Genomic DNA, 26,582 nt, shown 5'->3' with positions numbered 1-26,582 from the left:
TTTACTCCTCAAACTATGAAATTTAGGCGGTGCGGCCGCTCATTATGTCTTCATAACGGTGATGAATCGTTTAACTATTTTTCTTGTTGATCTGCTATTCCTTTTTTCTTGAATGATGCAAAGACCTTTCCATTTTATTACACTTGCACCCGAAATAAAAAAATCCACGTCAAAGTCCCAGAGGTAAAATACTGGGATTTGACGTGGATCTCCATTTTCCCTTCAAATTTATGAATTTTTCATCCATCGCAACATTGTAAATGATTTCAAAGAACGGACTTTTTTCCATTTAATGTTTGATTATCCATTTCTTCATAAATTAAATTCTCGCTTCAAAAATGACCGCCTCTTGATCAAATTTCATATCCAATAGACCCTCTGTTTTATTTATAAAAGAGTTCCAATTGTTGATAAGATTATTGTAAGTAAATGGATAATACGCATGATGCGCCGACCAATCATTTTGAAAAAACATGTCCCAGTCGTTTTTTGAGGAATGATAACGGACAAGATCATTCCAATTCGCATCATTTGTTTTTTGTTCATATGAAACGTAAGCAGACGGTATAATATGCAAAAAGACATGATCTATATTTTTTTCTTTTGCGTGCCTTCTCATGCTTGAAATAATGTCATCGATGATTTTCGAATCAAGTATGGAATAAGCCCTTTCGCTCCGAACATATGCTTCTTCCCTCTTTTCCTCCTGGAAGCGGTTGTATGATTCAATCGTTTTTTGGATATATGAATGGTATACATGCTCAAGGTTGCCGCGCATTTTTTCAGACAATGGTGTATGAAGCAATGCTTCCAGCTTCATCCCTAATAATCCGAGTTCAATCCCGATTTGTTCTTCGCTTTTTGCAGCCGTATAGCCATGTTCAGTTCGGACCGCTTCTTGATAAAAGGATCCAGCCGCTTCAAAATCATATATCGTATAATGATCGCCGGTTTCTAAAGCGTTTTCCTTCTGTAAAAATTGTTGGCGGAGCGCCTCCAACTTAAAAGTATGGCTGCCCCTTAACAGCTGTTCACCATCCGTTCTGTCGATTGGGGCATAATCCTCATGCTTGCGTAAAAAAGATGTATATTGTTCGATGCGCTGTTCATAAGCTTTTAAAATATCGTTATACATCTCCTCTTTCACGACTGGGAGACCATGCTTCACAAAAAAGCCGCCAACTGATTTTGAAAAAGAATCAGCTAACTGTTGGATGCTTTGTTGAAAAAAATGATCGAGTTTGTCGAGCCGCTCTTTTCGTTGTTCACCAAAAAAATTTTCTTCAATCCAGTTTTTTAAATAAACATATTCTGAAGCTAGATCATCAATTTTTTCACCTAGGCGGTCAAAACGCCCAAATCCTGCCCGCCCCCTTGCTTTCGCGTAGAACTTAGTTGATTTCCAAGGAACGATTAGAGCGTTTGACTTCCCCCTTTTTAACGTGATTGTTTTCAGAACAGATCCGTGTGCCCGCGCTTCCTTCCTCAAATCTTTTATGTTGTCCTTTTCTGATTGGGCCCCAAGATTGGATTCATATATTTTTTCGACAATAGACTGTTTTTTCTCATGTTCTTTCAATGATTGCTGCAGAGCAACAATAGGTGCAAAACTGAATTGATCTGTGTAATAAAGCTGAACCATTGTCCCACCTCCTTTTATATCAGAAGCTAGAAAGGATTCCTAAACTTTCATTTTTTTGCGGGTGCGAGTTTGTTTGATTTATATTCTTAGTTTCGACGGAAACCATTATAAAACCTCTTGTTTGCACAAAGATTTTAAGTGACTGTCCAAAATGGATTCGATCATCTCATTAGATAAATATTCCGGATGCATTAATCCATGAATGGCCAAGCCATCGATCAGCGCATACAGACGGTCCACCTCCAGCTCTACATTGATATTCGGCCGCGCAAGATCAAGTTTGACTAAAGTCTTGATGACCTGTTCAAATCCATAACGCATTTTAAGATATACTTCTTTGCTTAAAGGCTGAAGTTCCGGCTCCGAAAGAGCTTTCTGGGTAAAAGCAAACCATACCTCCATTTCTTTCTTTGTATCATCTTCAAGCGGCAAAACCTCCCGGATCATCCTTTTCATTGCATCAAGCGGCGGCATAGAAAAATCAATTTCGTTAATTCGTTGACTCACCCTTTCCGACACCAATTTCATTGCAAATGACAGCAATTCTGCTTGAGTTGAAAAATAATGTCTTAATGAACCAACGGAAACTCCTGCTTCTCTCGCAATATTGCGAACGGTTGCTTTTTCCATCCCGCCTTTCGCAATGACATTCCATGTCGCTACAGCAATTTTTTCTCTTTGTTTTACGTGATCCACTTTTTTCGGCATATTTTTATTATATCATGGTTGTTTTTTTAATACACTTGTGTTAAATTTTTATTTAATACGTGTGTTTTAAAAAGGAGTGGAATCATGATCGGTTGGCTCATTGTCATATGCGAAATTTTGTTTTGGATATTTGTCGGCGCCGGATTATTCGCCAGATATATTCTAGGCTGGAAAAAAATCGGGTCGCTCCTTCTATTGTGTACGCCTCTTATCGATCTTGTTTTAATCATCGCAACGGTTTTCGATTTGAAAGACGGCGCAACAGCTCATTTTGTACACGGATTGTCTGCTGTATATATTGGGGTTTCGGTTGCATTTGGCAAACGGATGATTCAGTGGGCGGATGAACAGTTTGCTTACCGATTTGCTGGAGGAAAGCGGCCAAATAAACGGCCTCAATTCGGAAAACAGCATGCTGCTTATGAACGGAAAGGCTGGTACCGCCACCTTCTAGCATGGATTATTGGGAATGCCCTTCTCCTGTTCATGGTTATTTTTGTCAACGATTTCCAGAAAACAGAAGCACTTTTATCATTTTCGGCAAAATGGACGTTCATCCTGTTTATCGATTTTTTATGGAGCTTCAGCTATACAATATGGCCGAAAAAAGAGGCGAAAGGGCATTATGAAAGTTAAAAATGCAATCCTATAATTTGACCATTTTCCCCTAGATTAGCGCTACAGAGCTTGTAGAGAAGGACAATATTTTTCTCTACAAGTTTTATTTACAGCTTTTTATGCCATGTTTGTAAACTCTTTACGTTAGTACCATCCCATCATAAACACTCCGAAACATGCAGTATTCACTAAAAACGTAATCCCAGCTGCGATCAGTATTCCTTGAGCAATCGCTGTTTTTCTTTTCATTAAGGCGATCACCACTGCTGGAATGATATAAATCACCTGAACAAAACCGATAAAAAAGATCGTAATCGGAAAAATCAACAATAGCCCATGTAAAAGAAGCACAATACCGATGCCTTTCCAAATGTCTTTTGTATGCTCATTCATGCGCAGTCATCGCCATTTCTGTTTGAATTTCTTTCAGCCGGTTTTCAAGGCTGTCCCTATAAAACAAGTTATACGTGTCAAACGGAATGATGCGGCCGTCGTGATGTACAATATGAACACAGGATTTTTTAACTGAACGAACATCAAAGTTATAAGCATCTAAAAATTGCATAATAATTACACGAAACACATTGTTATAGCTGATATTTTCCGGTATCGCTACTTTCGGCAGACAGCATAATAAATCTTTTAGTGACATCGCGGAAGAGCCGGGAGAATGATTTAAACTGAATAGCTCAAAAACTTTATGTTTCAATTGTTCATCCTGTTCAAATACGATCGTATTTTGATCTCCTTCAAGGAGAATATGCGGATCGATCATACCCGTCAGAGGCTTTACTTCCCCGTTTAACTTCAGCGCATACCCCATTGCCAAACAGTCAGGATGGCAAGGGACGGGAATAATATCGTCTGCTTGAAAAACCTCCGATTGCTCGATAATCATGCTGCGAACTTCGCTCAACGTTAATCGGTCAGTTGCAGGGTTAAAATTTTTTGTTCTTCCGGCAATTTGCACCGGCTGAAAGGTGACTCCCCTGACTGCCTGCTGCGAAAGACCGTATTTAATGATTTTTCCGACCTCCTGATCGTTTACACCCTTTTTTAACGTGACAACTAATGTTGTGGAAATGTTGTATTCATTTAAATGTTCTATTGCCTTCTCTCGGACTGCTCGCAAATCCACTCCGCGCAGATCGATTAACGCCTCTTTTTCAAAACTGTCAAACTGCAAATAAATTTCAAATCCGGGCATGTAGCGAGCCAGCTTTTCAGCAAATTTTTTGTCCTGGGCAATTTTAATTCCGTTTGTATTCACCATTATATGCTTAATTGGCTTCGATTTCGCCATTTCTAATATCTCGAAAAACTGTGGATGGATCGTTGGTTCACCGCCGCTGATTTGAACGATATCTGGTTCCCGCTCATTTTTCACAATCGCATCAAACATCTTCTCAATTTCCTCTAGTGGGCGCCATTTCTGTTTTTTCGGGGAAGACTCCGCATAACAGATCGGGCATTGCAAATTGCACTGATCCGTAACTTCCACCAATGCCAAGCAGCTGTGCTGCTCGTGATCCGGACATAAGCCGCAATCATACGGGCACCCGTATTGAATGGAGGTATTCCAGCGATACGGCATTTCTGCACGCTTCAAAAATTCACGGCATTTTTTGTAATATTCGATATCGGTTGAGATCAATACTTTTTCTCTTCCATGATGACGGCAATGTTTTACTAAAAAAACTTGATCATTCTCAAATATGACTTTTGCTTCCGTTTTCCGCAAACATTTCGAACAAATGCTGTTCGTTAATTCATAGAAAATGTATGGTCTATTTGGCATACTGAAATTTCTCCCTTCTCTTTTTCCTTATAAGGAACAAATAGTACATCAATCCGACGAAAGCTGCTAACTGAATGTTGTTTAACCCAAAATACGGGTGAGGTGTCGGCTTGATAAAATCAATAAAAAAGCGAAACAGCAAATAGGAAACCATAAAAAACTGGAACAGAAACCCTTCCCACGGAGATGTTTTCTTTTTTCTTATGTATAGAACGAAAAAACCGATCAGCCATAAATAGACAATTTCATATATTTGAGTTGGATGTCTCGGTACGCCGTCTCCAAAATCAACACCCGTCACCCAAGTCGTTGGGGTGCCGTGCGTATGGTCTGAGAGGCCGGTGAAAAAACAGCCTATCCTGCCAATGCTCATGCCAATAATAAGCGGTAAGACAAAATCATCGCCTGTCGAGCGCTTCCAGCCGATTAGCTTTTTTGCGGTTTCAACTCCGATCAATCCTCCCAGCAATCCACCGACGATCGTTTTCCCGGCCATTAAATAGTTGAGATTCGTCACATTTTTCAGCGTTTCAACAGGATTTTCAAGCCAATACAGGAGCTTTGATCCTAACGCAGCCCCGGCTATCGCACCGATCACGACCCACATCGCCTTATCAAGCGGAATTCTTTCTTTATTTCTCGTATGCAAGTAAACTCTGAAACCGACAAAATAAGCCAAAGTCTCAAAAAATAAATGCGGATGAATCGAAACAGGACCCAAATGTATATAAACAGGAAAATCCATTTTACACCTCTTTTTGCAAAACCTTACTTTCATCATATCAAAAAATATGAATTTATTGTTTTAATATTTTAAACATTACAAAAAAATTTCGTTGCAGCAGTTATATTTTTTCCCCGTCTCAACTAAACTAATGGAAGCGCCGGCAAATATTTTCGAAAGCTGATTTTTGTTCAATAAGCTTAGCATCAATAAGTGATTCCAAACTGTTTGCATCAGTCCATTTGCAGAAAGCTATATTTTCTAATGTTTATAATCAAGGCAGATTGGATTTTTCCGGAAGCAACTCCCGAATTTCCTTTGAATCATGATGGCAATCGCTTTTGCATACAAATAAATAATTAAAAGTTATTTGTTAGGAATCGTTGTTTGAGCAGGTTTCCTAGATTTGATTCAACGATCATCCTGTCATTTCCTTGCTCTCATTCACGCAAATCTTTCAAACTTTTTTTACACTTGACAGAATCGGTTTTGAAAAATATACATCCTACTAATTGTGCAATTCAAAATTTACGAGACTATATTTTCGTTTATAATGAAGTTGTCAAATTCCATAACGTAAAGGGGGGAAAACACCATGTCTGGCAAGATGAAGACTTACCGAGTGGGGATCGCAGGTGCGGGCGCTTTTGCCACTTTTTTGTCCGGTGCGCTTGCACGGCTGCCTGAATTTCAATTGACAGCTGTCGCAGGAAGGACGGATACAAAACGGGAGAGCGTGATGGCTGCTTTTCAAAAACAGAGACATAATGCGATAACGCCAAAAGAATATTATGAGGCAGCCGACCTTATAGCCGATCCTGAAATCGATATTGTCATTTTAGCAACACCGCCTCATCTTCACTCCTCACTTAGCCGACTGGCTTTAACACACGGAAAGCATGTCTTGTTAGAAAAACCTGGTGCCCTTTATGCCAAGGAACTTTTGGAAAATGCGAACTATGCAAAAAAACAAAAGCGTGCATTCGCCGTGAACCTTGTATTGCGTTACAATCCGCTAGTAGAAGCTGTTGAATGGATCGTCCGCCATCGGCTGCTTGGATTCGTGCATCATGCAAGTCTCACCAACTCGGCTCATCACGTCGCCAATGGCCATTGGTTTTGGAATGATCAACTAAGCGGAGGCATTTTTATTGAACATGGAGTTCATTTTTTTGAGGTCGGTCGCCACATACTCGGAGAAGCGGTCGATGCGAACGGTTTTGCTCTGACGGAGGAAAACGGTGAAAAACAGCGTGTTTGGGCAAGCGTTCTTCATAAACCAGTTTATCAACAAGACGAAAAAAGTTCGGAAAACAACATATATTCTTTAGTTCCTGTTCAATATTACCACGGCTTTACGATGGATCCTGACGCACCGGAATCGACAAAATGGGAAATTCATTGCACTCATGGACGGATTGTACTTGAAGGATGGATTCCCCAAAAATTATTTTTAGAGGGCAAAATCTCAAAAGAACAGGGCGAGCTGATCGATCAAATACTAGACAGCATACCGAAAAAACCGGTAGAAAACGCTGTTGAAAAAGTACGCTCTTCAGCCTTTCATTGTTTCAAAAATAAATCGTTCCCGCTTGAAGCACTATCCAGCATTTCATACGAACGGACAATCAAATTGGAGCAGCGGCAATTGTGGTATGAGGCAATGGTCCAAGACCGTTTCCTTGATTTTTGCCGAATCATTGAAGAAGAAGGATGGGAAGGATTTGTTACAGCTGAAGACGCCGTGAAAGACTTAGAACTGGCAAATCGTGTAACGTTTAATAAAACGGAGCAGCCGCTAACCGAATAAATTGGTTAGCGGTTTTAAATAGCATTTTATCCAATGGAAAACGACTGATCTAATCTCGTTTTTTTATTTCACATATACACTAATGCGAAATGATGTTAACGTCATTCCAGCACCTTTCATGTTCCCCTTTTAATTTTTATTCAAAATCCCCTCTAAGAACAAAAGGGACACTTGGTCCGCAAGTTCATTTTCTGTTTTTTCTCCTGTCATTACATATCGTTCAATAATGTGCTCGATCACTGAGAGAAATGCTTCACCGGCAAATTGAGTGTCAATTTCCGTTTTAACAATTCCAAGTCTTTGATTGTTGCTCATATTTGCTGCTATTTTTTCAACAATGATGCTTCGTAAACGATCATCTTTGTTCTCCCTGAGTGCAACTTTCGTTAAGTGAGGATTTTTTCCGAGAAACTTCAGAATGTCAGCGATTGTCTCACGGACATGGTCTTTCACTTGCTCCGGTTGTATATCAGCCACTTTTTTTCCTGCATCACTAAAATGAATTAACTGCTTTTCAAAATCTTCAAGCATTTGTTCGAAAATTTCTTCCTTGCTGTTGAAATAAAGATAAAAAGCTGCCTGCGTGAGCCCTGCTTTTGCCACAATATCGCTGATCTTTGTAGCATGAAAACCTTTATGAGCGAACAGCTCCGCAGCAGCTTGAAATATTTTCTTTTTGCTCTCTTCTCCTTTATTTCTCGCCATAAAAATCACCCTTTTTTATACAACTAACTAATTAGTTAGTTGTTATTGTACATGATTTTGCTTTTACGATCCATTACTTCCATTAAGTTATTTTGCCATCGTTTGATCATTTCTCCTCCTCTGTCGCCACCGCTGTTGTGATGCTTAAACAAATAAAGAGCGGCATCAACAAATGAGCCGCCCAATTACCCTTGTGTCAGGCTGATTTAGCCTCCATTTGAAAGCCCGGATCATTCCATATTTCAATCCATTTTTTCAATGCCGTTGCCAAGATGACAATACCAAGAACGAGCATAATGATGGATAAAATTCCGTTTAATACGTTGTAGCCTGCAGCTTCCGGATTCAAATAAACATTTACGGTCATCCAGTAGCCTGCATAGTTTACTGTAGCAAATAAATAAGCTAACGGAATGAGGCAAGTAAGCATATATCTTCGTTTATCGGCAATTTTTAAAATGACTGTCGCACCGACAATCAGTCCGATGGACGCCATCAGCTGGTTCGATACGCCAAACAATGCCCAAACCGATCCAATATCTCCTGAGTAAAGCAGGTACCCCCACATAAAACAGGCTAAAGCGCTTGCAAATACGGAAGCCGGAACGGAGTCTACCTTTTTTAATGGTTTATACACTTCACCGAAGAAATCTTGAATTAAATAACGTGCTACACGTGTTCCTGCATCAATCGCAGTTAAAATGAAAACAGCCTCAAACATTATAACAAATTGGAAAAAATACGAAGCCAAATTCTCAAACCATGGAATCGCAGTAAAAATATAAGTCATTCCAACTGCAAGTGTAACCGCTCCACCTGTTCTTCCTTCCAAATTTAAACCTATTTCCTGGCTTAAAGCTGGTAAATTAATAACATCCATTCCAAGTGTCCGGAATACTTCCGGTGCGGAATTGATCGCAAAATAATCTGCCGGATGAAGAGCTGTTGCAGCGATCAGCGCCATGATGCCGACCAAACATTCCACCAACATGGCTCCAAAGCCGACAACTTTTATATCGCTCCACTTATTAAGCATTTTCGGCGTTGTACCCGATCCGACAAAAGCGTGAAATCCTGAAATCGCACCGCATGCAATTGTAATCGATATAAACGGCCAAACAGGTCCAGCTAAAATCGGCCCTCCGCCGTGGATAAATTCTGTAAAGGCCGGCATTTCAATAGAAGGATTAATGATAAAAACACCAATGATCAGCGCAATGAACACACCGATTTTCATAAAGCTGCTCAAATAATCACGAGGAGCAAGCAGCAGCCAAACCGGCAAAGCCGCAGCAAAAAATGCATAGATTGGTAAAATAAGCGCCAAAGTTTTAGTATCGAATGTCAACCAATCCCCAAGAGCTGTTTCTTGTATGGAAGGTCCTGCGAAAACACCTATCATTAATAAAATAAAGCCAACTGTTGAAGCTAATTTTAAATTGCCTGTTTTCTTATAGAAAATTCCGACTCCCATTGCAATAGGAATGGTGATTCCGACTGCAAACGTGCCCCAAGGGTTTTTTTCCAATGCATGAAGAACAACCATGGAAAGACCAGCCATTGTTATGGTAATAATAAACAGCATGGCAAGTCCTGTACAAAAGCCGGCTACCGGACCTAATTCTTCTTTTGCTACTTCCGATAATGATTTCCCTTTTTGCCGCATGGAAGCAAATAAAACGACTGCATCATGGACGGCCCCTCCAATTACGGCACCAATCAAAAGCCACAGCAGACTGGGCAAATATCCAAATTGTGCGGCCAGGATCGGTCCGACGAGCGGTCCTGCTGCAGCAATAGCGGCAAAGTGATGCCCGAAGCTTACCCATTTATTCGTCGGAACATAATCCTTTCCATCATTTAATTCGTGAGCTGGTGTCGGTTTTGAATCATCCAGCTTCAACACTTTTACAGCCATAAATGTTCCGTAAAGACGGTAGGCGATCATTAAAATACACATTGAGGCAATCACGATTGTAATCGCATTCATTTTTTTTGCAACCTCCCCTTTGTTCTTGCTTTTTACATTCATTGTATTAAATAAACATCTTCATGATCGGTTTTCAAAACAAAATGCAAGAATCCGGGGATAAATCGTCAATTTCTTAAATTGAATTGCAACAATTTTGTCACAAATATTGCTTAAAGCTTTCAGCTTTTTTTAAATGCCCAATCGCTTTTTCAGTTCCTTCGTATAAGTTCTGCTGACCGGGATCGAATCGCCATTTTTCATGATTACATGATACGTGGAGTTGAACCACGGCTGAATTTCAACTATTTCATTCAAGTTGACTAAATAAGCTCTATGAACACGCATGATGTGCGTTTGCTGCAGCTTTCTTTCAAAAGTGACAAGCGATTCTTTAACTTCATATTTTTGATCGCGGCAAGTGATAATGGTTTTTCCGTCATAAAACTCAATATAAAGAATATCTTTCACGTTAATAAGCAGAATGCGGTCGTCTAATGATACAGGAATCTTTTCATCCTGCATTTGAAAATATTGAGGTCTTTTTTCTTGGCGGGCTTCCAGCCGCTTTGAAATTTTTTCAATTGTATGAAATATCCTTTCTTCATCAAACGGCTTCAAAATGTAATCAACCGCATTCAGCTCAAATGCTTTTAAAGCGTACTCATCATAAGCGGTTGCAAAAACAATCTCAGGTCTATGATCAATCTCCATTAGCTTTTCAGCAAGTCTAATCCCTTGTTCATGAGATGACAGCTGTATATCAAGAAAGATCACATCCATGTCGGTCTGGCGGATTTTTTCAATCGCTTCATCCATTTGTTCCGCTTCCCCAACAATCTCTACCTGCTTGCTCCTTTTAAGCAAGTAAATAAGTTCGTCTCTTGCCAACGGTTCATCCTCCACGATAAAAGCCTTGATCATACGGCTACTTCTCCTTTCATTTCTAATGGAAACTTAATCGTCACTTTCGTTCCATTTTCATCGCTTTTAATATGGAAGGCTCCGGCGGAACCATAAATTTCTTCTATTCGTTTTTTTATATTCCAAAGAGCTGTTCCTGTTCCATCATTCGATTGAACGGTCTGATTTCCCAATTGGCGCAATAAATGATCAGGAATGCCGCTGCCATTATCTTCGGTGATTAAGATCATTTGATCATTTTCTGCATACGCCCGAATGGACACTTTCCCATGCTCCTTATTGGCAAAAGCGTGCTTGATGGCGTTTTCGACGAGAGGCTGAAGCGTAAACGGCGGAACCATTACTTTCTTTAAGCTTTGGTCAATATCAAAACTTACATGATATTTATCAGGAAATCTTGTCTGCTCAATAGATAAGTACGCTTCAACATGCTCAAGCTCTTTTTCAAGCGGAATGACAAATTGTCTAGCTCCCTGTAAATTACTTCGGAAGAACACGCTTAATTTTAAAAGAAGCTTTCTAGCTTTATCCGCATCAGTTCTGATCAAGCTGGAAATCGTGTTTAACGAATTGAACAGGAAATGCGGATTAATTTGCGCCTGCAAAGCTTTAATTTCTGCATCTTTCAGCAGTTTTCTCTGCAGTTCTGCATCAGCAAGCTCCAATTGGGTAGAAAACAGCTTGCTAAGTCCTTCCGCCAGCTCTTGCTCCACTTTATCCATAAGACTCGGGTCTAAAAAATAAAGCTTTAACGTGCCAACCGTTTGGTTGTGTACTTGAAGCGGCATAACAATCGCTGACTGAAGCGGACAATCAGAATTTGGGCATTGGATTTCCTCCTTCGATTTTGCTTTAATGATTTTCCCCCGCTCTAAAACCTTTTTTGTCAGCTTTGTTACTAAAGTTTGCCCTTGCTTATGATGATCAGAACCGGCACCGATATGAGCGAGGACAATTTCCCGATTAGTAATGGAAATGGCATCTGCTTTCGTCCATTTTAAAATAATTTCCGCCACTTTTTTACACGAATGCTCATTTAAGCCTTTTCGGAAAAATGGCAAGGTCTGCTGCGCGATGTAAAAAGATTTATGTGTTTGAAGAGCCTTCGTCCGCTCTTCCTCCACTAGAATCGAATGAATAATTAAAATAAAAATAAGAGTCCCAAATCCGTTAATCGTAATCATCGGAAGAGCGATTAATTCTACAAGCTTAACTGCGGATTCAAACGGGCGGGCAAGTAAGAGAATAAGTCCCATTTGAGTACATTCCATAAAAATTCCGGTCAAAACAGCTTTCCAAGGTGAAAAATTGTCTTTTATTCTAAAACGCTTCCAAAGGAAACCGGTCACGAATCCAGCCAAAATAGTAGATGCTCCGCAAGCAAACGCGGTAAATCCTCCTAATGTCATCCGATGCAGTCCTGCTACTAAACCAGTGCCGATGCCGACGAATGGACCGCCAAGCAATCCCCCAATCACTACTCCCATAATTCTTGTATTGGCAATTGCGGCATCTCCATCCACTTCTATTTGCCATGTTTGTGAGCTGATATTGCCTTGAGCAATTTCGACACCAGTATAATTACTAATAATGCCAAAAGATCCAAATACGGCAATCAGCATTAGCTTTTCGCTTAATCCATGCTCATGATGAATCATTCGCCGAAATGCCTTCATCCTTGATAACAAAAAAGCTAAAATGACTAAAATTCCCACTCGCTCCAGCATTAAAGGCATTAAATCAAACAAGACAGACACACTCCTTTACACCGATATTCCAGCTTTTGTTCGCTCGCGGTGTCAATATTCATTGTACCTATTAAAGGATGTTGAATAAAGTTTAATGTTCACAATGGTTATCATTACTATTACATTTTAAGCTTCTCAAAATGGATTTTTAGGCAGTACTCATTATAATATGGGTGTTATAGTGAAACTTAGAGCTGGTGGAGATGCGGTAATTGATGCGGCAAGACATTTTAACATAATAGACGCAGCTACTGCCAGAACGTTTAAAAATAATAGTAAAAATCGGAAATTGGTTAACGCAATTTGAAAACGCTGGTTCAGATGCAACTGCTATGGTTAGAACAAGACTTCCAGTTTACTTAAAAAAGAATAGAATGAGTAAAACTACCGCTGAGAACATTGCAATAGCTGTAAGCTGGCCTATTCGTATGGCAGATGTCTTATTCTTTTAGGAGTGATACTTGTGGGGATTTTAACTGTAAGTGAATGGATGAAAAAAATGGTTTAAATGAAGATGATATAAATTTTATCGAAACAATTTTGACTTTTGCTCCAACATTACAAAACCCAGTGGCTGAGAGTGAAGAATCAATAACAAAGTCAATAATAAAATAAATAGCCTTTTCCCTGAAAGAAAGGTGAAAATTAATAGAAAGGGCACTTATCAAGATTTTAAAAATATATTAAATGAAAATAAAATATTCATAAACCTAAGTGAATTATAGAGTAGATACCATTCTCAAGGAATGTGCAAGGATTTATGTGAAAAATTACTTAAAGAATACAATGATAATAAAAATGTGTCATTTTAGTTATTTCGGTTGTAGTCATATAATAACTATTCGAGTGCTCTTCGTAAAAAAACTTATGCTTTAATGTTTGTCCATTATAATTTATATTGTCTAATTAAGGAAAAAGCCTAATTTCTCATCATTTAAAATGAGAGAATTAGGCTTTTTATTTCGGAATTTACTTAGTGTTCTAAATCTGCATTTTCCTACAGCAACCCTAAGTAGAAGAAAGGAATGATTGGGATCAGCAAAAAACTTATTTCTTTGAAACGTAGCATATCTTAATTGAAATAAAAAGGTCGCTCAAAATTATCAGATGCACATAACAACCCAAATATTAGGAAAAGATAAAAGCATCATCAGTTCTAATAGGAGGAACTTTTTTATGAAAGAAGCCGTTAGTAAAAATGAACTTCCTAAGCTTTCGAAACCGTTTTGGCCAGATTCTGTTCAGCTGCCCTCCTTCAACAAGCTTGACAAAGATATTTTTGTTGATGTAGCGATTGTAGGCGGCGGGATCACAGGCATCACAAGCGCCTATCTGCTTGCGAAAGAAGGAATCAAAACCGCGCTGATCGAATCGGATCGTATTTTAAATGGTACGACCGGGCATACAACCGCAAAAGTCACCGCACAACACGGGCTGATTTATGATGAATTTATACAGCACTTTGGGGAAAGTAATGCAAAGCTATATTATGAAGCAGCCAGCGATGCGATGGAGTTTATCAAACAAACGATACAGGAGCACAACATCGAATGCGATTGGAAAGAAGAGGATGCATATGTTTATACGAATTCAGAGCAATACATAAAAAAAATCGAAAACGAATATAAAGCATATGAAAAGCTTGGAATTCAAGGAGAGCTTGTGGAAAACATCCCTGTTCCCGTACAGGCAAAAACAGCAGTTGTGATGAAAAATCAAGCCCAATTTCATCCGTTAAAATATTTGCAAAAGCTTGTGGAAAACGCGTCGGAAAAAGGGATAGACATCTATGAGAATACAGCAGCTGTCGATATAAAACATGGCCCACACCCGAAAATTTTGACAAAAGACGGTTATCACATTTTGTGCAACTATGTATTCATTTGTTCGCATTTTCCTTTCTATGATGCCGCCTTTTATTTTTCAAGAATGTATGCGGAAAGATCGTATATTATTGCTGTCAAAACAAAAATTGAGTATCCCGGCGGCATGTACATCAGCGCCGAAAATCCGGTTCGGTCGCTTCGGTCCGTCACGATCAATGGAGAAAAGCTTGTGCTGATCGCAGGTGAAAATCATAAAACTGGACAAGGAATCCCGATGATTCAGCATTACGAGTCCCTTCAAGCTTTTGGCGATCAAGCATTCGGCATACAAAAAATTCCTTACCGATGGTCTACTCAAGACTTAACAACGTTGGATAAAATTCCTTATATTGGACATATAAACGAACAGAAAGCAAATATCCTGTTTGCGACAGGGTTTCGAAAATGGGGAATGACAAACGGCACAGCCGCCGCACGACTGCTTGTCGATATAATTAAAGGGAAGGAAAACCGATATCGCGAGCTTTTTACCCCAGCAAGATTTCAAGCAGATCCAAGCGTGAAGCAGTTTATTTCAACAAATACAGATGTTGCAAAGCATTTGATTGAAGGAAAGCTTGAGTTTGCTCTAAGAAAGCCGGAAGATTTAGCCCCTGATGAAGGAGCAGTCGTTTCCTATAACGGAAAAAGAGCCGGTGCCTACAAAGATGAAAATGGCAGCCTCCACATCGTAGATACTACCTGCACCCATTTAGGCTGTGAATTAGAATGGAACAGCGGCGAGAAAACATGGGATTGTCCATGCCATGGTTCGAGATTTTCAATAGACGGCGATGTTGTAGAAGGTCCGGCACTCAAATCAATTAAGAAATTAAAGGGGTGACTGCATCGCTTCCAAGTCCAAAAAATGAAAAATAAAAGGGAGAAAGACTTGTTGAGCAAAAACAATCCTTTCTCCCCTTTTTTATTGAAACGTCTGTTCTTCAATCAAAATGAACAAGTCTGCATTCTGCCTTAAGGAAAACTACGACAGGATTTGCTCAATTTCCTCGAGCACATCTTCCGTTAATTCCACATCAATTGCTTTGACGTTTTCTTCGACTTGCTCCGGCTTGGTGGATCCGATCAGAGCGCTGGCAACATTCGGCTGCCGCATTACCCAAGCAATCGCCAATTGGGAAAGTTTAATTCCTAATTTATCCGCCACTTTTCCTAATTTTTCTACCTTCAATAAATTTTCATCTGTCAGCAAATCATTGATATATTTATTTGCTTTTGGATCACTCGCACGGCTTCCTTCCGGGATGTCTCCATTGCGCTTATATTTCCCCGTCAGAACACCTTGTGCAAGCGGCGAAAAAACAATTTGGCTAATACCGTTTTGTTCGCAGACTGGAATAATCTCCTTCTCAATATAACGGTTCAGCATATTATATTGCGGCTGGTTGACAACGATGCGGTCCAGCAAATATCGATCTGCTGTGCCAAGAGCTTCTTGTATTTGCTGAGCAGTCCATTCACTGACGCCGACATATAACACTTTTCCTTGCCGGACAAGATCATCAATTGTGCGCAGCGTTTCATCGACCGGTGTTTCCGGATCATAGCGGTGGCAGTAATAAATGTCAACGTAATCTAATTGAAGGCGTTTTAAACTGGCATGGAGCTGTTCAAACACATGCTTCCGCGATAAGCCTTTGTCATTGGGGCCATCTCCCATCGGCCAAAATACTTTCGTTGCCAAAACATATGATTCACGCGGATATTTCCGCAATGCTTCACCGACGACCTTTTCCGCTTCCCCAGTTGCATAAACGTTCGCTGTATCAAATGAATTGATGCCTAGCTCATACGCTTTGTCAATCGTCCGAATGGCCGTTTCTTTTTCGATGGAGTTTCCGTATGTAAGCCAGCTTCCCAAACTGATTTCGCTAACCTTTAGCCCCGTTCTTCCCAATTTGCGATATTTCATTTATTCATCCCCTTTTTTCAAAAAATAGCAAAAAAATTCATTCAAGACTCATTATAATACTAAACATTTCGAGTCTGAAAGCAATTTGTTTGAAGGGGACAAAAATCTATTATTTTAATCGGATATGATCATTTCCGCATGTGAAAAAGTTCTCTAGTTTTCATAAAACTTGCGCTGCCGATCAGTCAGCGTCATGGTAGCGAACCACTTCTTCATAAAAAATTTTTTGCGAGTTAATGACTGGCTCGTTTTCCGACCGTTCAACATAATGATAATCGCCGTTTGCGTCCTGAAAACGCGCTTTGACGTTGTCCTTAAGTTGTATGTCCAAGATGTTTTTCAAACGCTCTTTTAAACGGACATCATAAATCGGAAAAAGAATTTCAACACGTTTAATCATGTTTCTTGTCATCCAGTCAGCAGAGGATAAGAAAATTTTCTCCTCCCAAAATGGTGAAAGTAAAAAATACGGCTATGCTCCAAAAAGCGGCCAACGATACTTCGCACTTGAATGTTTTCGCTCACGCCTTTTATTTGCGGTCGCAAACAGCAAATTCCCCTTACGATCAAGTCAATTTTGACTCCAGCCTGCGAAGCTTCATAAAGCTTCATGATGATCGTTTTATCTGTTAAAGAATTCATTTTGGCAATAATCCGGCCTTTGCCGCTTTTCTGGTGCCATTCGATTTCTTGATTGATGAGTTTGATAAAGGTCTCCCGCATATCATATGGCGATACAGAAAAATGATTCCAATCCGGTTTTTCCGCATAACCGCTCAAATAATTAAAAAAGTTGGTTGCATCGATCCCAAATGTTTCTTCGCTTGTAAAAAAGCCGATATCCGTATACAGTTTCGCCGTGACGTCATTGTAATTTCCCGTGCTCAGATGAACGAAGCGTTGAATTTTACCCGTTCCTTCTTCCTGCCGGACGACAAGGGTAATTTTGCTGTGCGTTTTTAAATGGTGAAAGCCGTAAATAACGTGAACTCCGTGCTGTTCAAGCATTTTTGCCCAATGGATGTTGTTCTCTTCATCAAATCTTGCCTTTAATTCAACTAAAACCGTCACCTGCTTCCCGTTTTCCGCAGCTTTTGCCAATGCTTGAACGATCGGCGAATTTCCGCTTACACGATACAGCGTCTGCTTGATTGCCAACACTTGAGGGTCATCCGCTGCACTTTCAATAAATTCAACAACAGGCTGAAAGGATTCGTACGGATGGTGTAATAATAAGTCCCGTTTTAATATAGCTTAGAACAAATTTCCGTTCGGCAAGTCGAGCGGGGGTGGTGGAATGAACGAATCATGAACAAGGTGCTCAAAATCGGTCAGCAAATGGGTATAAAATGGAAATAAAAACGTTAAATCGATCGGGCCGTCCACTTCATAAACATCCATTTTTTGAATTTCCAGCACATCCATTAAATAATTTAAAACACGTTCATCTATCGTTCCTTTTTGAATTTCAAGCCTGACCGCCGCACCCCACTTCCGCTTTTTCAGCTCCTTCTCAATCACTTCCAGCAAATCCCGCGCCCCTTCTTCATCAATGGTCAGATCTGCATTTCTCGTAATGCGAAACGGTGAGACCGAAATGATGTTGTAACCGAGAAACAGTTTGTAAATAAAACTGCTGATCAAATCCTCAAGAAATACAAACTGCCTCTTTCCATCTTGATTCGGCACTTCAATGAATCGAGGCAAAACAGCAGGAACTTGAACGATCGCAAAAAAAGGGTTTTTCCGCTCTTTTTTCTTATATTGAAGCAATACGGCCAAGTTCAACGATTTATTTAAAAGCATTGGAAACGGTCTGTACGCATCGATCGCAAGAGGCGTCAAAACCGGGAAAATTTGCTCATCAAACTTTTGTTCCAAAAAGCGGAATTGTTCGCCAGTTAATTCATTAAGCTTGAGAAATTCAATCCCTTCCTCTTTTAATTCCCCCTGTACATATTCATTAAATATTGCATATTGGCGTTCGACCAATGTGTGGCATTTCGCCGAAATGGAGTTAAGCTGCTGCTTTGGCGTCATGCCGGCTTTATTTTCCGGTAAATTAAAACCAGCTTTTTCTTGATCTTTTAAACCAGCAACCCTCACCATGAAGAACTCATCTAAGTTCGAGCTGAATATAGCTAAAAACTTCATCCGCTCAAGCAAAGGATTTTCAAAGTCAATGGCCTCTTGCATGACACGCTCATTAAATGCAAGCCAGCTTAATTCCCGGTTATTATAAAATTCTGGACGGCTTATATCTGGAATCAATTGTTCTTTCTTATCTTGCATAATTTCGCCCACCTTTTACCTTTCGTATGTCCATTAGACGAGTGTAAATGATAATTCGACTTGGCAGTTAAAAGCGCGTTCCATATGCTTTTTTTGCTTATTTGCTTCCTGCTCTTCAAAAGTATAATCACTGTTGCAGGCTAAAGATATTTCCATCTTTTCCCCCTCCTTTTTGTTCACCTCCAGCTCGGAAATGATGCAACGGTGTGTCGTGTTGAGGGAATAAAGGAATTTCAAAATCGCGCCTAATCGCTCCAGCGATAAAATTTCTTCTTCCGTTAATAATGATTTGTAAGGAGAGATATATTTCATCAAAGTTTTTTTGGACTTAAAGGAAGCGACGCATGCGAGTTTCAACCGCATTTTATGACTGATTCCGTCAAGCGATCGATTTGTCAAAATATAAAACGTATGCTGACTGCTTGAATGATGATCAATAAATTCCCCGAATTGAACCAGCTTTGTGCTTTTAAACAAAATTTCTTTTTCCTCTTGAGTAAAAGATATAATTTTCTTTGCCTCACATTCACTGACAAATACGTAAGCAAGACGAAGGAGAAATGATGTATTCTTCAAGTTGATTTTATAATCACTTGCCAGCTTGGAAAATGTTTCGTCCGCTACTTGAGAAAAAGACCGGACGTTTAAGTTGGAAAACACCTCCTCAAAAAAGACCCCTTCCCTTAAGCCTTTGCTGCTCATTGTAAAAAATGGAGCTGATACGATTTCCGTCAGCGTATAAATTGCTTCAATTGCAGGAATGATGATATCCGCGCGTTCCTTCGACAGTCCATCTAATTTTTGACGCTCCGAGACAGTCATTCCGATCAGCCATTGATTTATTTTTTTAATTTCATTCGGTTCCATTTCATATTGATGAATACCAAATAACGGGTAATTGGTTTTATTTTGATGAAGCCGTATTAGATTTCTGGCGCTGCCGCCTATCCCGATTACCGGAACATTTTTGTTTTTAAGCCATTTTTGCGAAGAAAATTCATTTCGCAAAAACGCTGTCAGCTCTTTCATTTCCGATTCTTTCGGTTCGCTGTTGGCAATAAACCTTTTCTTTAATGTGAGGGCCCCAAACGGAAAACTGTATGAATGGACGAGCTCCCGATTTTTAAAATACGCAACTTCCGTGCTTGCTCCGCCTATATCAATGGTTATGCCTTCAGTTAAATATACGGAATGTATAACAGCTAAGTAGCCGTAATAGGCTTCTTCTTGGCCGGAAAGGACGCGAAAATCGAAATTCGTCTCTCTTTTTATAGCCTCTAAGACCATTTTTCGGTTTTTGGCAGATCTAATAGCTGCCGTTGCAACCCCTTTCGTTTCTGCCACTTGATGAAATTGAACGATTGGAACAAATTTTTTTAAAGAATCGATGACAACCTCGATCCCCTCGTTGGACAAATTTCCTTCGGCGTCAATATACGTAGCTAAACGGGCATTGATCTTAAAATTGTAAAGCTCTTTATATTGTCCATTTTGATCAATATGAAAAATAACGAGGCGAATGGAGTTCGATCCTAAATCTATTATGCCGATTTTTTTCTCTGTCATTTTTCCCATCCTTTTATGAAATCCAATGAAGAAAGTATGTTATTTTTACTTATATCGTACTATTTTTCCAGTCTATTTAAAAGATTTGAATAGATATAAATAAGCAGTCAACATCCAAAAGACATTAAAACCGCAAAGCCGCCGATTGCTGGAAGCTGACTTCCATTTTTAAAGTCAGTTCTTCAAATGAATTTTGTGAAAGCTGTCGTTTTACAAAAACGAAAATTCCGAAGATTCATTTTCTTTTTTTTAAAAATGTGCTATATTTGTTCCAGAAGTAAAAAAATGGTTTCCTAACCATTTAAGCTTCGACAAGGAGAGGCGGTCAATTATAGCAAGATCGCTTTGAGATTTGGGAGAAATGAATAGGCTTTAAGAAATGAACAATGTTATTGTCTCAGCAATTGCCCAATAACAAAATTTGTGAAAGCGATCGATCATCCCGATATTCATTTTTCCCTGTTTGCATCAATAGTAAAGCGTTTTCAAAAACTTTTGAAGGAGGTATATTTGATGGAGTTTAGACCAGGATTAGAAAACGTAGTGGCAGCTGAGACAACGATTTCGTTTCTCGATGTAGAAAATGAAGAAATTGTCATTCGAGGATACGATTTAATTGAACTTGCCGAAACAAAATCATATGTCGAGGTTGCGTTTTTGCTGCTTGAAGGCAAGCTTCCGTCTGAACAAGAAAGAGCTAGATTTGAAAACGAGCTTCTAGCGAAAAGAGAGCTTCCAGACGTGCTTTACGACGTATTTTCCAAACTGCCGAAGACAACTCATCCAATGGACGCCCTGAGAACAGGCATTTCCATTTTAGCAGGATTTGACCCGCTCATTGATGACAGATCTGAACAGGCCAATAAAACGAAATCTATCAATCTTCTAGGACAGATGCCATCCATTCTTGCCAGCAGTTATCATCTACTCAATCAACAAGAAGTCATTCCACCAGATGAAAATCTCTCCTACAGTGCAAATTTTTTATATATGATTACAGGAAAAAAACCAACTGAACTTGAAACGAAAATATTCGACCGCTCGCTCATCGCTTATATCGAACATGAAATGCCAAACTCTACATTTGCCGCTCGCGTCATATCGTCTACACATGCAGATTTGTATGGTGCTCTCGCCGGTGCGGTTTCCTCTTTGAAAGGACACCTGCATGGCGGAGCCAATGAAGCGGTGATGTATTTAATTGAAGAAGCAGGTACAAAGGAAAATTTTGAACGATTGATTAAACAAAAATTAGCAAATAAAGAGCGGATCATGGGATTTGGCCATCGCGTCTATATGAAAAAAATGGATCCAAGAGCATTGCTTATGAAAAAAGCATTGCAGCAGCTGTCCGAACAACGGGGCGATTTTCGATTGCTTGAAATATGCGAAGCCGGGGAAACCATTATGAGAGAGGAAAAAGGATTGTATCCGAACCTCGATTATTATGCGGCTCCTGTCTATTACATGCTTGGCATTCCGATTGATTTATATACTCCTATTTTCTTCAGCGCTCGAACAGCAGGCCTGTGCGCCCATGTGATCGAACAGCATAATAACAACCGTTTGTTCCGTCCTCGCGTGAAATATACAGGAAAACGCTCTTTGAAAGTACAACAGTAATGGATAGCTTAGGAGGTTGTAAAAATGGCAGAAGTACTAGTAAAAAATAATGAAAATCGACAAACAGACAAACTGCTTGAAGAAATTGCCGATTATGTTCTAAATAAAGAAATTCAAAGTAAAGAAGCGTTTGAAACCGCCCGCTATGTGTTGTTAGACACGCTGGGCTGCGGCATACTTGCTCTTCGCTACCCTGAATGCACAAAGCTTTTAGGTCCGATCGTTCCGGGGACGGTTGTTCCAAACGGGTGCCGCGTCCCTGGCACTTCATATGTATTAGACCCCGTGCACGGTGCATTTAACATCGGCTGCATGATTCGCTGGCTCGATTATAATGACACTTGGCTTGCAGCGGAATGGGGTCACCCTTCTGATAACTTGGGGGGAATTTTAGCTGCGGCCGACTACATAAGCCGAACGAATGTGGCAGAAGGGAAAAAGCCGCTCAATATGAGGACAGTTCTTGAAGCGATCATAAAAGCCCACGAAATTCAAGGGGTGCTGGCACTTGAAAACAGCCTGAACAGAGTCGGGCTTGACCACGTGCTGTTCGTAAAGGTTGCTTCAACTGCTGTCGTTACGAAGCTTCTTGGCGGCGGAAAAGATGAAATCATCAACGCCCTTTCCAATGCCTGGATTGACAATTCAAGTCTTCGGACATATCGACATGCTCCAAATACTGGTTCTCGCAAGTCGTGGGCGGCTGGCGATGCAACAAGCCGCGCTGTACGTCTTGCATTTATGGCCATAAAAGGTGAAATGGGATATCCTTCTGCCCTATCGGCTCCGAACTGGGGATTTGAAGACGTGCTGTTCCGAGGACAGAAACTGAAGCTCGCCCGTCCTTTGGAATCATATGTAATCGAGAATATTTTATTTAAAATATCATATCCAGCAGAGTTTCATGGGCAAACAGCTGCTGAATGCGCCATTGAGCTTCATCCTGAAGTAAAAGATCGCCTTGATGAGATCGAAGAAATCACGATCACGACGCATGAATCAGCCATTCGCATCATCGACAAAACGGGACCTCTTCTCAACCCGGCTGATCGTGATCATTGCCTTCAATATATTACTGCCATCGGTCTTATTTATGGCGATTTAACAGCGGATCATTACGAAGATGAAATCGCACAAGACCCGAGAATCGATGCGCTTCGTGAAAAAATGACAGTTGTGGAAAATAAACAGTTCAGCAAAGATTATCTCGATCCGGACAAACGGTCAATTGCCAACGCAGTTCAAATACGGTTTAAAGACGGAACGGAAACGCGCCAAGTTGTGCGGGAATATCCAATCGGCCACAGATTCCGCCGTCAAGAAGGTCTGCCTAAGCTGATCCAAAAATATGAAAACAATTTGGCAACACGGTTCCCAAACAAGCAGCTCAAGCAAATCTTAGACGTTTCGCTTGACCAGAACGTGCTGGAAGAGACGTTTGTACATGAGTTTGTAAACTTATTTGTTATATAAATCCGGGGCAGATCACACGTTGTTTTGCATCAGATGCATGTTACTTTGGCGCAATTTCATTGTTTGGCAAGAAAAAACATGTTATAAACCTTGTAAGAACATTTGAGATAACTATATCGAGCTGGTGTGGCAATCGGCCACACCGAAAAATGTTCTGTAAAGCGAAAATTTTTTGGGCAGTCAAAAAGAACGAAAGAATCGATTTTGTACCAAATGACGGAAGTTAACAGACAAAAGATCAGGGTACAAAACAGACCGTAAGCGAAGCGTGGATACAGGGCGGCACCCTCGAGTAGACTTGACGAGGGCAGCGCTCGTTTAATGAAAAACGCGGCTTGCCTCTAGAAACGTAATTAATGGTTCTGTAAAGCTAAGATGAAATGACAGAAAAGAAGGTGATTCCATGGTTTGGATCGTTGAAAAAGAATCGACACAAGAGGAGTTGGCCGATCGGTTTCGAACGTTAATGAACGCACCGGAAATCCTTCAAATTCCTGGAGCCCATGATGGAATGGCTGCACTTATAGCGAGAAAAGCAGGATTTCAAGCGCTTTATTTGTCAGGCGCCGCCTATACCGCGAGCCAAGGGCTTCCTGACTTGGGCATCGTCTCGTCAGAAGAGGTTGCCCGCCGGGCGCGGGAAATCGTGCGGGCGGCTGATCTGCCGCTTCTCGTTGACATTGATACCGGTTTCGGCGGTGTTTTGAATGCCGCCCGAACAGCTAAAGAAATGGCAGAAGCACGAGTAGCTGCTGTCCAAATCGAAGATCAAGATCTTCCGAAAAAATGCGGACATTTAAACGGCAAAAAGCTTGTGTCTGTAGAGGAGATGATGCAAAAAATTAAAGCTATTAAACAGGCAGCGCCGACTCTTGTCGTTGTTGCCAGAACGGATGCCTATGCAGTTGAAGGAATTGAAAGCGCCATTGAACGCGCCAAAAGATATGTTGAAGCGGGAGCAGACGCTATTTTTCCTGAGGCTCTTTCAACAAAAGAAGACTTTTTAAAGGTGAGCCGGGCAATTTCAGCTCCTCTTCTCGCAAACATGACAGAGTTTGGAAAAACTCCTTACTATACAGCAGAAGAATTTTCGGAACTCGGCTATTCAATGGTGATTTATCCTGTTTCATCTCTTCGCGCCGCCGCTAAAGCGTATGAACGCCTATTCCAAACCATTAAATCGTCTGGAACTCAAAAAAGCGAGCTCGAGAATATGCAAACTCGCAAGGAACTTTATGAAGTGATTCATTACGATGATTTCGAAGCGCTCGACCAAACGATTGTAAAAACAGTATTGCCTGAAGATTAACCATCCACGGGGTTTGCCCCGTGGATGAAAAAGTATTTACCGGAAAAAATAGTAGCTGCTCACATTTCTGATTCATAAAACTTTTTAATCCCACAATCCTTTTTTCGTGTCCTTCCATTCCCATTGCTCCAAAATCGTTGTTGTTCTTGAACCCCATCCTTCCAATGCTTCATTAGCAAACTCTCTCTGTATATAAAAGTACTGTCTGTTATGCTCGCTTAAATAAATCTCGCCCGTTCTCGTCTGCTCTACATTTTCATAATGAAAGGAACGGAGAGACCAATCAGGTATATTTCTTTTCTCTTCTTCTTCCGCTGATAAAACTTTATAAGAAACATTTCCCAGCAATTCATCTGTAATGTAATTTTCCGCCTCTCCTAAAGATGTCCCTTTTGGAAAAAACATGACATCAACTTCCCCATATTTTTCATTCACCGCTATCAGCTTTGCTCCGATCAAATTTTTTTCTTCAATATATTCTGCCTGCCAACGATCCGGAATATATGTGGTAAAAGGTAGTTGCTTTATGTTTACGAGGTGATACAGCTCCTTTTCTTCCATTCCTTCCAATGAAATTGTCATTTCGATCGATTCAGGTCGGTTGATATCTCCTTTTTCTTCTTCCTTTTCTGCATTTTGAGATTGTTGGGGAGACATTAGTATGCTTTGTTGATCTGAATGCTGGCCGCCTTCTTTCGTCTCATTTGTTTGAAAAGGAGGAAAAATCATTAGAAGGATGCATACAGCTGCTGCGGCCGCAAATGAGAATACAAGCTGAAGCTTGCTAGCGGCTTTTTTCCTTCTCTCTTTATTTCTAGCTAATTCAATTCCGGCTAAAGCTTTTTGAAAACTTTTTTCTTTAAATTCATCTGTCGGTTCTATATAAAAGTGATGAAAAAGCTGTTTTATTGACTCTTCACGCTTTTCGCTATTCGGCGGTACGAGTTGTTTTTTCATGATCATTCACCTCGCTTTTTAAATGGGCTGACAATTTCTTTTTAGCCCTTGTTTGCAGCGATTTAACCGCCATAACCGTTTTCGACATTACCTTGGCTGTTTCTTTTATAGACATTCCTTCAAAAAATCTTAAATAAAGGACCGTCTTTTCATCCGGGGACAATTTTTCCATACTGGCTATGATCTGTTCTCTGAGCGAATATTCCAGAATATTTTGTTCTACTAAATGTTTATCCTGTTTATGCCCTAAGTCCTCAGGGCTTAAATAGACTGTGTTATTTTCTTTTTTATACTTGCGATGGTAATCGATAACAACCCGCCTTCCAATTGTAAACAGCCAAGTTTTAAAGCTTGATCTTCCTTGAAAGTTCGCTAAATGAACCGCCATTTTATACATGACATCTTGAGCAATTTCTTCTGACCGATGATAATCCCCCGTCTGCATATATGCATAGCGGAGCACTTGGCCAATGTAGCGGTCATGAAGCTCACGGAAGGCTGAATCGTCCCCCTCTAAAGCCTTTTGAACCAAATCTTCATCTCGCATGCCGAGGTGCACCTCTCTTTCTCGTACAATCAATTAGACGAAATGCTGGAGAAAAAGTATCGAATCATCAGATTCTAGTTGCAGAAATAGATTGGAGGAATTCCCATTTTCTCACAAAAAGCAAGAACTCAAATTTTGGAGCTTTTTAGATGGCAAAGTTTTGTAAAATAAGCCAACGATCTGCCCTGCATCAGTGGATCGTTGGCTTATTATATGGGAAGTAGCTGAAATGTAAGACGCTTTCTCCACAGAAGCTCAACCTTTGAAAATAGTAATCTAAAAACAACGATCATTGAAATTTTAATGATCTCTCTTGCATTTCTAATTTATATACAAGCCGATTTTCCAACCCCTTCTTTTGGTAGATGTTC

At 40.2% G+C, this 26,582-nt stretch carries 20 protein-coding genes and 1 pseudogene; 7 read left to right on the top strand and 14 right to left on the bottom strand.

Going from position 1 to position 26,582, the window contains the following annotated elements; translation table 11 throughout:
- Positions 1-319: 319 nt before the first annotated feature.
- Together NSU19_RS09280 and NSU19_RS09275 are read right to left on the bottom strand one after the other, a co-directional pair.
- Positions 320-1,642: a hypothetical protein gene (locus NSU19_RS09280; RefSeq protein WP_339199852.1), complete on the bottom strand. Its 1,323-nt coding sequence runs from the start codon at positions 1,640-1,642 to the stop codon at positions 320-322.
- A gap of 105 nt (positions 1,643-1,747) precedes the next feature.
- The gene (locus NSU19_RS09275) at positions 1,748-2,350 is read right to left on the bottom strand and encodes a TetR/AcrR family transcriptional regulator (RefSeq protein WP_063389544.1); all 603 of its coding nucleotides are present in this window, start codon (positions 2,348-2,350) and stop codon (positions 1,748-1,750) included.
- A gap of 84 nt (positions 2,351-2,434) precedes the next feature.
- Between NSU19_RS09275 and NSU19_RS09270 the strand changes: the two genes are divergently transcribed.
- A complete protein-coding gene (locus NSU19_RS09270; RefSeq protein WP_339199850.1) occupies positions 2,435-2,986 on the top strand; it encodes a hypothetical protein in 552 nt (183 codons plus the stop codon).
- A 126-nt stretch (positions 2,987-3,112) separates the two neighbouring features.
- Here NSU19_RS09270 and NSU19_RS09265 read toward each other — a convergent pair whose 3' ends face one another.
- The 3 genes from NSU19_RS09265 to NSU19_RS09255 are packed head-to-tail and all read right to left on the bottom strand — an operon-like array spanning position 3,113 to position 5,511.
- Complete coding sequence (locus tag NSU19_RS09265; RefSeq protein ID WP_063389546.1) at positions 3,113-3,361, bottom strand: hypothetical protein; 249 nt, start codon at positions 3,359-3,361, stop codon at positions 3,113-3,115.
- On the bottom strand, positions 3,354-4,766 hold the full coding sequence (locus NSU19_RS09260; RefSeq protein WP_063389547.1) for a radical SAM protein: 1,413 nt from the start codon (positions 4,764-4,766) through the stop codon (positions 3,354-3,356). Before NSU19_RS09260 ends, NSU19_RS09265 begins: the two co-directional genes overlap by 8 nt.
- Positions 4,756-5,511, bottom strand: coding sequence for a prolipoprotein diacylglyceryl transferase family protein (locus NSU19_RS09255; protein WP_063389548.1), 756 nt, complete (start codon positions 5,509-5,511; stop codon positions 4,756-4,758). The genes NSU19_RS09260 and NSU19_RS09255 overlap by 11 nt, the downstream gene beginning before the upstream one ends.
- 574 nt (positions 5,512-6,085) lie before the next feature.
- Between NSU19_RS09255 and NSU19_RS09250 the strand changes: the two genes are divergently transcribed.
- The gene (locus NSU19_RS09250) at positions 6,086-7,300 is read left to right on the top strand and encodes a Gfo/Idh/MocA family oxidoreductase (protein ID WP_066246674.1); all 1,215 of its coding nucleotides are present in this window, start codon (positions 6,086-6,088) and stop codon (positions 7,298-7,300) included.
- A 129-nt stretch (positions 7,301-7,429) separates the two neighbouring features.
- Here the strand turns inward: NSU19_RS09250 and NSU19_RS09245 are convergent, their stop codons facing one another.
- The 4 genes from NSU19_RS09245 to NSU19_RS09230 form a co-directional block, all read right to left on the bottom strand.
- Positions 7,430-8,005, bottom strand: a complete 576-nt coding sequence (locus tag NSU19_RS09245; protein ID WP_066246672.1) for a TetR/AcrR family transcriptional regulator — start codon at positions 8,003-8,005, stop codon at positions 7,430-7,432.
- Between the two features lie 196 nt (positions 8,006-8,201).
- The gene (gene cstA, locus NSU19_RS09240) at positions 8,202-9,995 is read right to left on the bottom strand and encodes a carbon starvation protein CstA (RefSeq protein ID WP_063389551.1); all 1,794 of its coding nucleotides are present in this window, start codon (positions 9,993-9,995) and stop codon (positions 8,202-8,204) included.
- Between the two features lie 171 nt (positions 9,996-10,166).
- A complete protein-coding gene (locus NSU19_RS09235) occupies positions 10,167-10,898 on the bottom strand; it encodes a LytTR family DNA-binding domain-containing protein (protein ID WP_339199847.1) in 732 nt (243 codons plus the stop codon).
- Positions 10,895-12,646, bottom strand: coding sequence for a sensor histidine kinase (locus NSU19_RS09230; protein WP_327848627.1), 1,752 nt, complete (start codon positions 12,644-12,646; stop codon positions 10,895-10,897). Before NSU19_RS09230 ends, NSU19_RS09235 begins: the two co-directional genes overlap by 4 nt.
- Positions 12,647-13,132: 486 nt before the next feature.
- Between NSU19_RS09230 and NSU19_RS09225 the strand changes: the two genes are divergently transcribed.
- Together NSU19_RS09225 and NSU19_RS09220 are read left to right on the top strand one after the other, a co-directional pair.
- Positions 13,133-13,261, top strand: coding sequence for a hypothetical protein (locus tag NSU19_RS09225; RefSeq protein WP_339199844.1), 129 nt, complete (start codon positions 13,133-13,135; stop codon positions 13,259-13,261).
- A gap of 561 nt (positions 13,262-13,822) precedes the next feature.
- Positions 13,823-15,355 (top strand): FAD-dependent oxidoreductase, encoded by a 1,533-nt coding sequence (locus tag NSU19_RS09220; RefSeq protein WP_066246668.1) that lies wholly within the window; start codon positions 13,823-13,825, stop codon positions 15,353-15,355.
- 141 nt (positions 15,356-15,496) lie between these two features.
- On the opposite strand, the gene NSU19_RS09215 is transcribed toward NSU19_RS09220, so the two are convergent.
- The 3 genes and pseudogenes from NSU19_RS09215 to ppx form a co-directional block, all read right to left on the bottom strand.
- Positions 15,497-16,444: an aldo/keto reductase family protein gene (locus tag NSU19_RS09215; protein WP_339199842.1), complete on the bottom strand. Its 948-nt coding sequence runs from the start codon at positions 16,442-16,444 to the stop codon at positions 15,497-15,499.
- 181 nt (positions 16,445-16,625) lie between these two features.
- Positions 16,626-18,736, bottom strand: a pseudogene (locus tag NSU19_RS09210) (RNA degradosome polyphosphate kinase).
- A 33-nt stretch (positions 18,737-18,769) separates the two neighbouring features.
- Complete coding sequence (gene ppx, locus NSU19_RS09205; RefSeq protein WP_165381924.1) at positions 18,770-20,302, bottom strand: exopolyphosphatase; 1,533 nt, start codon at positions 20,300-20,302, stop codon at positions 18,770-18,772.
- 513 nt (positions 20,303-20,815) lie between these two features.
- Between ppx and mmgD the strand changes: the two genes are divergently transcribed.
- From mmgD to prpB, 3 genes are all read left to right on the top strand, one after another.
- On the top strand, positions 20,816-21,925 hold the full coding sequence (mmgD, locus tag NSU19_RS09200) for a citrate synthase (protein ID WP_063389557.1): 1,110 nt from the start codon (positions 20,816-20,818) through the stop codon (positions 21,923-21,925).
- Positions 21,926-21,949: 24 nt separating this feature from the next.
- On the top strand, positions 21,950-23,398 hold the full coding sequence (locus tag NSU19_RS09195; RefSeq protein ID WP_066246660.1) for a bifunctional 2-methylcitrate dehydratase/aconitate hydratase: 1,449 nt from the start codon (positions 21,950-21,952) through the stop codon (positions 23,396-23,398).
- A gap of 403 nt (positions 23,399-23,801) precedes the next feature.
- Entirely contained in the window at positions 23,802-24,707 is a 906-nt protein-coding gene (gene prpB, locus NSU19_RS09190) for a methylisocitrate lyase (RefSeq protein ID WP_339199838.1), read from the top strand.
- An 84-nt stretch (positions 24,708-24,791) separates the two neighbouring features.
- Here prpB and NSU19_RS09185 read toward each other — a convergent pair whose 3' ends face one another.
- Both NSU19_RS09185 and NSU19_RS09180 read right to left on the bottom strand, forming a co-directional pair.
- Positions 24,792-25,664, bottom strand: a complete 873-nt coding sequence (locus NSU19_RS09185; protein ID WP_066246656.1) for a hypothetical protein — start codon at positions 25,662-25,664, stop codon at positions 24,792-24,794.
- Positions 25,636-26,211 (bottom strand): RNA polymerase sigma factor, encoded by a 576-nt coding sequence (locus NSU19_RS09180; RefSeq protein WP_339199836.1) that lies wholly within the window; start codon positions 26,209-26,211, stop codon positions 25,636-25,638. Before NSU19_RS09180 ends, NSU19_RS09185 begins: the two co-directional genes overlap by 29 nt.
- Between the last annotated feature and the right edge of the window lie 371 nt (positions 26,212-26,582).

It is taken from the genome of Aeribacillus sp. FSL k6-2211 (genome assembly GCF_037966125.1).
Lineage (GTDB): Bacteria > Bacillota > Bacilli > Bacillales > Aeribacillaceae > Aeribacillus > Aeribacillus composti.
Note: the sequence above shows the minus strand (reverse complement) of the source record. Positions and strands in the feature narration are given on the sequence as shown.

Excerpts from the sequence above, each read along its gene's own strand:
- NSU19_RS09195 (WP_066246660.1), top strand. The coding sequence starts at position 21,950 with ATGGCAGAAGTACTAGTAAAAAATAATGAAAATCGACAAACAGACAAA.
- NSU19_RS09235 (WP_339199847.1), bottom strand. The coding sequence starts at position 10,898 with ATGATCAAGGCTTTTATCGTGGAGGATGAACCGTTGGCAAGAGACGAA.
- NSU19_RS09245 (WP_066246672.1), bottom strand. The coding sequence starts at position 8,005 with ATGGCGAGAAATAAAGGAGAAGAGAGCAAAAAGAAAATATTTCAAGCT.
- cstA (WP_063389551.1), bottom strand. The coding sequence starts at position 9,995 with ATGAATGCGATTACAATCGTGATTGCCTCAATGTGTATTTTAATGATC.
- NSU19_RS09265 (WP_063389546.1), bottom strand. The coding sequence starts at position 3,361 with ATGAATGAGCATACAAAAGACATTTGGAAAGGCATCGGTATTGTGCTT.
- ppx (WP_165381924.1), bottom strand. The coding sequence starts at position 20,302 with ATGACAGAGAAAAAAATCGGCATAATAGATTTAGGATCGAACTCCATT.
- mmgD (WP_063389557.1), top strand. The coding sequence starts at position 20,816 with ATGGAGTTTAGACCAGGATTAGAAAACGTAGTGGCAGCTGAGACAACG.
- NSU19_RS09270 (WP_339199850.1), top strand. The coding sequence starts at position 2,435 with ATGATCGGTTGGCTCATTGTCATATGCGAAATTTTGTTTTGGATATTT.
- NSU19_RS09185 (WP_066246656.1), bottom strand. The coding sequence starts at position 25,664 with ATGAAAAAACAACTCGTACCGCCGAATAGCGAAAAGCGTGAAGAGTCA.
- prpB (WP_339199838.1), top strand. The coding sequence starts at position 23,802 with ATGGTTTGGATCGTTGAAAAAGAATCGACACAAGAGGAGTTGGCCGAT.
- NSU19_RS09275 (WP_063389544.1), bottom strand. The coding sequence starts at position 2,350 with ATGCCGAAAAAAGTGGATCACGTAAAACAAAGAGAAAAAATTGCTGTA.
- NSU19_RS09280 (WP_339199852.1), bottom strand. The coding sequence starts at position 1,642 with ATGGTTCAGCTTTATTACACAGATCAATTCAGTTTTGCACCTATTGTT.
- NSU19_RS09215 (WP_339199842.1), bottom strand. The coding sequence starts at position 16,444 with ATGAAATATCGCAAATTGGGAAGAACGGGGCTAAAGGTTAGCGAAATC.
- NSU19_RS09260 (WP_063389547.1), bottom strand. The coding sequence starts at position 4,766 with ATGCCAAATAGACCATACATTTTCTATGAATTAACGAACAGCATTTGT.
- NSU19_RS09250 (WP_066246674.1), top strand. The coding sequence starts at position 6,086 with ATGTCTGGCAAGATGAAGACTTACCGAGTGGGGATCGCAGGTGCGGGC.
- NSU19_RS09180 (WP_339199836.1), bottom strand. The coding sequence starts at position 26,211 with ATGCGAGATGAAGATTTGGTTCAAAAGGCTTTAGAGGGGGACGATTCA.
- NSU19_RS09220 (WP_066246668.1), top strand. The coding sequence starts at position 13,823 with ATGAAAGAAGCCGTTAGTAAAAATGAACTTCCTAAGCTTTCGAAACCG.
- NSU19_RS09225 (WP_339199844.1), top strand. The coding sequence starts at position 13,133 with ATGGATGAAAAAAATGGTTTAAATGAAGATGATATAAATTTTATCGAA.
- NSU19_RS09255 (WP_063389548.1), bottom strand. The coding sequence starts at position 5,511 with ATGGATTTTCCTGTTTATATACATTTGGGTCCTGTTTCGATTCATCCG.